We start from the raw sequence: 6,681 nt of genomic DNA, 5'->3' as shown, positions 1-6,681 counted from the left end.
TCGCGCGGAGGACGGGTGTCCTCCAGCTCGGCGCCGGTTTCCTGGTCGACGACGCGCATCGACAGGCGGACCTTGCCGCGCTGGTCGACCTCGAGAACCTTGACCTTCACTTCCTGGCCTTCGGAGAGGACGTCGCTGACCTTTTCCACACGCTCGTTCTTGATCTCCGAGACGTGGACGAGGCCGTCCTTGCCGCCCATGAAGTTCACGAAAGCGCCGAAATCGACCAGGTTCACGACCTTGCCGTTGTAGATCTTGCCGACCTCCGGCTCCTCGACGATGCCCTGGATCCAGGCGCGGGCGGCCTCGATCTGCTTGACGTCGGACGAGCTGATCTTGATCACACCCTCGTCGTCGATGTCGACCTTGGCGCCGGTCTCGGCGACGATCTCGCGGATGACCTTGCCGCCGGTGCCGATGACTTCGCGGATCTTCGACTTGTCGATCTGCATCGTCTCGATACGCGGCGCGTGGGCCGAAAGCTCGCCGCGCGTGTGGTCGAGCGCCTTGGCCATCTCGCCCAGGATATGCGCCCGGCCCTCATTGGCCTGGTGCAGGGCGACCTTCATGATCTCCTCGGTGATGCCGGCGATCTTGATGTCCATCTGAAGGCTGGTGATGCCTTCGGACGTGCCGGCCACCTTGAAGTCCATGTCGCCGAGGTGATCCTCGTCGCCCAGGATGTCGGAGAGGACCGCGAAGTCCTTCCCTTCCAGGATGAGGCCCATGGCGATGCCCGAGACCGGACGCTTCAGCGGAACGCCCGCGTCCATCATCGCGAGGCTGCCGCCGCACACCGTCGCCATCGACGAGGAGCCGTTGGACTCGGTGATGTCGGAAAGGACGCGGATCGTGTAGGGAAACTCCTCCGGCGTCGGCAGCATCGGGCGTAGCGCGCGCCAGGCGAGCTTGCCGTGGCCGGTCTCGCGCCGCGACGGGGCGCCGAAGCGGCCCACTTCGCCGACCGAATAAGGCGGGAAGTTATAGTGCAGCATGAAGCGCTGGTAGGAAAGGCCCTCCAGCCCGTCGATCATCTGCTCGCTGTCCTTGGTGCCCAAGGTCGTGGTGCAGATGGCCTGCGTCTCTCCCCGGGTGAACAAGGCGGAGCCGTGGGTGCGCGGCAGGAAGCCGACCATCGCCTCGATCGGACGGACCGTCCTGGTGTCGCGGCCGTCGATGCGGCGGCCGTCCTTGAGGATGGCGCCGCGGACGATCTCCGCCTCCAGCTTCTTGACCAGCTTGCTGGCGGCCATCTGGGCCTGCGGCTCTGCTTCGGCGAACGCTTCCTTCGCCTTGTCGCGGGCGGCGTTGAGCAGGGCCGAGCGCTCCGACTTGCTGGTGGTGCGATAGGCCTCGGCGATGTCGTTGCCGATGAGATCGCGGAGTTGCTGCTTGACGGCCGACGTGTCGGTGGCCTCGGCCAGCTCCCAGGGCTCCTTGGCGGCCTGCTCGGCGAGCTTGATGATCGCCTCGATGACCTTCCGGCCTTCCTTGTGGGCGAACATGACGGCGCCCAGCATGACGTCCTCGGAAAGCTCCTTGGCCTCCGATTCCACCATCAGCACGGCGTCGTAGGTGCCGGCGGCGACGAGGTCGAGCTCGCCTTCCTTGATCTGCTCCTGGGTCGGGTTGAGGATATACTCGCCGTCGATATAGCCGACGCGCGCGCCGGCGATCGGCCCCATGAACGGAATCCCCGAAAGCGTCAGCGCGGCCGACGCCGCCACCATCGCGACGACATCCGGCTCGTTCTCCCCGTCGTAGGAGAGCACCTGAGCGATCACCAGAACCTCGTTATAGAACCCCTCGGGGAACAGCGGCCGGATCGGCCGGTCGATAAGGCGGCTGGTCAGCGTTTCCTTTTCGGTGGCGCCGCGCTCGCGCTTGAAGAAGCCGCCCGGAATGCGTCCGGCGGCCGAGAATTTTTCCTGATAGTGAACGGTCAGCGGGAAGAAATCCTGCCCCGGCTTCACATTCTTGGCCGCGGTGACGGCGCAAAGGACGACGGTTTCGCCCAAGGTTGCCAATACGGCGCCGTCGGCCTGACGGGCGACGCGGCCGGTTTCGAGCGTCAGGGTCTTTCCGCCCCACTCGATTTCTACCTTTTTCATGTTGAACATCTGTTTTTCCTTCTCGCCCGCGGCCCTATGCGGCGGGCGGCCTATAAACCGAGCCTCTGCCCGGTGAGTTTGGGCCCATATGACCCAATCGGGCGCCGCCGAATTGCGAAGGCCCGATATGCGAAGCGGCCCCGGTGGGGCCGCTCCGACGTTTATTTGCGAAGACCGAGCTTCGCGATAAGATCGAGATAGCGCGCTTCGTCTTCCTTGCGGAGATAATCGAGAAGCGAGCGGCGCTTGTTGACCATCATCAAGAGGCCGCGCCGCGAATGGTTGTCCTTCGCGTGGGTCTTGAAGTGCTCTGTCAGGTTCGCGATGCGCTCCGTGAGGATCGCGACCTGGACCTCCGGGGAACCGGTATCGGTGCCACCCCGGGCGTTGTCCTTGATGATTTCTTGCTTGCGTGTCGCAGTAACCGACATCGTCCATTCCTTTCGTACTAGAGGTTGAAGCCGCGCACCACCTTCAACTCTGACCGAAACTCACCTTCGGAAAGCTCCACAAGCGCAACCGGAACAGACTGGTCGGTCGCTAGGTAGAGCCCTGGCTGTGCGGCTATCCCGATCGCTTTCTGCCCCTGGCGGAGCAGCCTTGCCTGATCGGGGGTGACGGGGAGAGCCGGGATGTCGTCCAGCCCCGCCGTCAATGGCAAGAGTGCCTGTTCAAGTGCGCGGGCCTTAGCGAGTTCGCCCAGTTTGTCCAGCGAAATCGCCTGGGATAGGATGAAGGGTCCCGCCTTCGTTCGCCTCAATAGGGTGACGGAACCGACGGTGCCGAGGACTCGGGCGATGTCCCGTGCCAAGGAACGGATGTAGGTGCCTTTGGAGACCCGGGCGATGAGGGTGATCTCGTGCACCTCGTCATCCCCGCGAAAGCGGGGATGACGGAGTAAGAGTTCATACACGGTCACCCGCCGCGTCTTCATCTCCACGTCTTCGCCTGCCCTCGCGCGGTCGTAGGCTCGTTTCCCTTCCACCATCAGCGCCGAGTAAGCCGGCGGCACCTGCTCGATTTCGCCCGTGAAGCGCGTCAGCAGCGCCTCCACCTCAGCCAATGTAGGCCGAACGTCGGAGGTCGCGACCGCCTCCCCTTCCGCATCCAGCGTGCTCGTCTCCACACCGAAGCCAATTGTGAACTCATAGACCTTGTCGCTGTCGAGCATCCGGCCGCACAGCTTCGTCGCCTCCCCCAGCGCCACCGGCAGCACGCCGCTCGCCAGCGGGTCGAGCGTCCCGCCGTGGCCGACCTTCACCTTGGGATAGCCGCCGTCGCGCAGCGCCCGCTTCACGGCCGACACCACTTGCGTCGACCCCGGCCCCACCGGCTTGTCGATGATCAGCCAGCCGTGGAGGGCCATTCGCTCGCCAGGATGGAGAACAGCACCGTGTCGCGCACATGGCCGGTCCAGGTAATACGCTCGGCGCGGATCACGCCTTCGCGAACTCCGCCGAGCTTCGCCATCGCCGCCTGGGAACGCCGATTGCGGGCATCGACGCGAAACTCGATTCTGCGAAAGCCGCAAGAGAATGCTCGATCAATCATGAGCTGCTTGACCATTCGGTTAAAGCCGGTGCCGCGCTTCTCCGACACAATGTAGGTATTCCCGATCTCAAGGACGCCACGACCCTCGTCGATCGCGATATAGGCGCTCATCCCGACAAGCTCATCCCGCTCGAACATAGCGAACGGCCGCCAGCCTTGTCGTGAGAGGAGAGCATTGAAGTTCTGGGCGAACTGCTCAGGTCCGTAAGAGACCGAGTAGATTTGCCATATACTCGTATCTCTGGCGCAGGCCGCCCCCAGCGCATCGCGATGGGTTTCGTGCAACGGGTCGAGCCACAGCTCACCGTCGGCCATCGGCTCACCGAGCCTCACTCCTCTTCATCTCCCGCGAGATCGCGAGCGACCTTCGGGTCGCGCAGCAGCCGGTCGATGTGGGTGCCCTCATCGAAGCTCTCGTCGGGGAGGAATTTCAGCATCGCCGCATATTTGGTGTTCACGCGCTTCGAGACCTCGCCGCGCAGATAACGGACGTTGCGCTTCAGCGCCGCGATCACCTCCGCCTCGTCCGCGCCGAGCAGCGGCTTCACGAACACCGTGGCGTGGCGCAGGTCCGGCGACATGCGCACCTCGGTGACCGACACGAAATGGCTGGCCAACACCTCATCATGCACGTCCCCCCGCATCAGGATTTCGCTCAAGGCATGGCGCACCTGCTCGCCGACGCGAAGCAGGCGCACGGAGCGGCCTTCGGGGCTTTCGTTGTTTCTCATTGCCACTCCGTCATGCCAGCGTAGGCTGGCATCCCAAGGCGAACAGCCACGAACCTGCTCGCTGGGACCCCAGCCTTCGCTGGGTGACGCTACAAGGTCCGCTCGCGTTCCTCGACTTCGAACGTTTCGAGGAAATCGCCCGGCTTGATGTCGGTGAAGTTCTGGGTGAAGGTCACGCCGCATTCGAGCCCGGCCCGAACCTCGGCGACGTCGTCCTTGAACCGGCGCAGCGACGCGATCTCGCCCTGATAGATGATGACATCCTCGCGCGTGATGCGCGCCTTCAACGCCTTGCGGAGCACGCCCTCGGTCACCAGCAACCCGGCCGCCTTGCCGTGCTTGCCGGCCGAGAACACCTCGCGGATTTCGGCGCGGCCGACGACATTCTCGATCATCAGCGGTCCAAGCTCGCCCGCCATCGCCGCCTTCACCGCGTCGGTGAGGTGGTAGATGACATCGTAATATTGAAGCTCAACGCCGCTGCGCTCGGCAATCTCGCGCGCCTTGGCGTTAGGACGGACGTTGAAGCCGATGATCGGCGCGCCCGAGGCACCCGCCAGCGTCACGTCGCTCTCGGTGATGCCACCGACGCCCGAATGGAGAACGCGGACCTTGATGTCCTCGTTCGAGATACGGTTGACGGCATTGACGATCGCCTCGACCGAGCCTTGCACGTCGGCCTTGACGACAAGCGGGAATTCCACCGGCTGGTCGCCCTTGGCGGCGAACATATTCTCGAGGTTGACCGGCGCGGTGGCCGTCCGCTTCTTGTCGAGGACGCTCTGACGATAGGCCGCGACTTCGCGCGCCCGCGCGTCATTCTCCACCACCGTGAAGATGTCGCCGGCCGACGGAACGCCGGAGAGGCCGAGGACCTCGACCGGCACCGAGGGACCAGCCTCTTTCACCTGGCGGCCCTTGTCGTCGATCATCGCGCGAACCTTGCCGCTGATCGCGCCGACGACGAAGATGTCGCCGACCTTCAAGGTGCCGCGCTGGACGAGCACCGTTGCAAGCGGGCCGCGGCCCTTGTCGAGCTTGGCCTCGACGACCGTGCCTTCGGCGGTGCGGTCGGGATTGGCCTTGAGCTCAAGCAGCTCCGCCTGGAGCGCGATCGCTTCCAGCAGCTTGTCGAGATTGGTCTTCTTGAGCGCCGAGACTTCGACATCCTGGACATCACCGGACATCGCCTCAACGACGATCTCGTGCTGCAGCAGCTCCTCGCGGACCTTCTGCGCGTTGGCACCGGGCTTGTCGATCTTGTTGATCGCCACGATCATCGGCACGCCGGCCGCCTTGGTGTGGTTGATCGCCTCCACCGTCTGGGGCTTCAGGCCATCGTCGGCCGCGACGACCAGGATGACGATGTCGGTGACGTTGGCGCCGCGCGCGCGCATCTCGGTGAAGGCCTCGTGGCCCGGCGTGTCGAGGAAGGTGATCTTCGAATTGTCAGGCAGGCTCACCTGATAGGCGCCGATATGCTGGGTGATGCCGCCGGCCTCGCCCGCGACCACGTCGGCGCCGCGGATGGCGTCGAGCAGCGAGGTCTTGCCGTGGTCGACATGGCCCATGATGGTGACGACCGGCGGACGGGCCTTGAGCGTCTCCGGCGCATCCTCATCGCCGGTGATGCCGATTTCGACGTCGGCTTCGGAGACGCGATTGATGCGGTGGCCGAATTCCTCGACCAGCAATTCGGCGGTGTCCTGATCGATCGCTTCCGTGACGGTTACGGGCATGCCGAGCTTGAACAAGGATTTGACCAGGTCGGCGCCGCGCTCACCCATGCGCTTGGCGAGTTCCTGGACCGTGATCGCTTCCGGCACCGCGACGTCGCGATATTGCTTGGCTGCCGGGCCGGCTTGCTGATGGTGGCGTCTTTCCTTTTCGCGCGCGCGCTTGAGCGCGGCCATCGAACGCGCACGGGCGCCGCCGTCGCCGTCGGTGAGGGCGCGGGTAACCGTGAGCTTGCCGGACTGGCGTCGATCGTCGCGGCCGCTGCGAGCCGGCCGGGCCGGTTCGGGCTTCTTGGCCGCAGGAGCATGCTTGGGACGGCCATGCGCGCCACGCCGCTCTTCCTCCTCGGCGGCGGCCGGTTCAGGCGCCGACAGATCGGGCTCGGCGCGCGGCTTGGCGGTGGCAGCCTTTTCGGCGGCCTTGCGCGCTTCTTCCTCAGCCTTCTGTCGCTCTTCCTCGGCCTTGCGATTCTCTTCCGCGCGGCGCTTTTCGTCCTCGGTCGCTTCCTGCGCCTGACGATCCTCGCGGCGGCGCGCTTCCTCGAGCGCGGT

General features: G+C 64.9%; 6 protein-coding genes. All 6 read right to left on the bottom strand.

Annotation, left to right across the window (positions count from 1 at the left end):
- Nucleotides 1-2,120: polyribonucleotide nucleotidyltransferase (pnp, locus tag VIR62_RS08845; protein WP_431870498.1), on the bottom strand; the 2,120-nt coding region annotated here is incomplete at its 3' end.
- A 152-nt stretch (nt 2,121-2,272) separates the two neighbouring features.
- Nucleotides 2,273-2,542 (bottom strand): 30S ribosomal protein S15, encoded by a 270-nt coding sequence (gene rpsO, locus VIR62_RS08840; RefSeq protein WP_431870496.1) that lies wholly within the window; start codon nt 2,540-2,542, stop codon nt 2,273-2,275.
- A gap of 17 nt (nt 2,543-2,559) precedes the next feature.
- Entirely contained in the window at nt 2,560-3,477 is a 918-nt protein-coding gene (truB, locus tag VIR62_RS08835; protein ID WP_431870494.1) for a tRNA pseudouridine(55) synthase TruB, read from the bottom strand.
- Complete coding sequence (locus tag VIR62_RS08830) at nt 3,456-3,977, bottom strand: GNAT family N-acetyltransferase (protein WP_431870492.1); 522 nt, start codon at nt 3,975-3,977, stop codon at nt 3,456-3,458. The genes truB and VIR62_RS08830 overlap by 22 nt, the downstream gene beginning before the upstream one ends.
- A gap of 14 nt (nt 3,978-3,991) precedes the next feature.
- Complete coding sequence (rbfA, locus tag VIR62_RS08825; RefSeq protein ID WP_431870490.1) at nt 3,992-4,393, bottom strand: 30S ribosome-binding factor RbfA; 402 nt, start codon at nt 4,391-4,393, stop codon at nt 3,992-3,994.
- Between the two features lie 89 nt (nt 4,394-4,482).
- The coding region (infB, locus tag VIR62_RS08820; RefSeq protein ID WP_431870488.1) for a translation initiation factor IF-2 at nt 4,483-6,681 on the bottom strand (2,199 nt) is incomplete at its 5' end.

The organism is Allosphingosinicella sp., from assembly GCF_036570505.1.
GTDB lineage: Bacteria > Pseudomonadota > Alphaproteobacteria > Sphingomonadales > Sphingomonadaceae > Allosphingosinicella.
Note: the sequence above shows the minus strand (reverse complement) of the source record. Positions and strands in the feature narration are given on the sequence as shown.

Bases quoted from the DNA above. Each gene is read 5' to 3' on its own strand.
- truB (WP_431870494.1), bottom strand. From the start codon at position 3,477: ATGGCCCTCCACGGCTGGCTGATCATCGACAAGCCGGTGGGGCCGGGG.
- rpsO (WP_431870496.1), bottom strand. From the start codon at position 2,542: ATGTCGGTTACTGCGACACGCAAGCAAGAAATCATCAAGGACAACGCC.
- rbfA (WP_431870490.1), bottom strand. From the start codon at position 4,393: ATGAGAAACAACGAAAGCCCCGAAGGCCGCTCCGTGCGCCTGCTTCGC.
- VIR62_RS08830 (WP_431870492.1), bottom strand. From the start codon at position 3,977: ATGGCCGACGGTGAGCTGTGGCTCGACCCGTTGCACGAAACCCATCGC.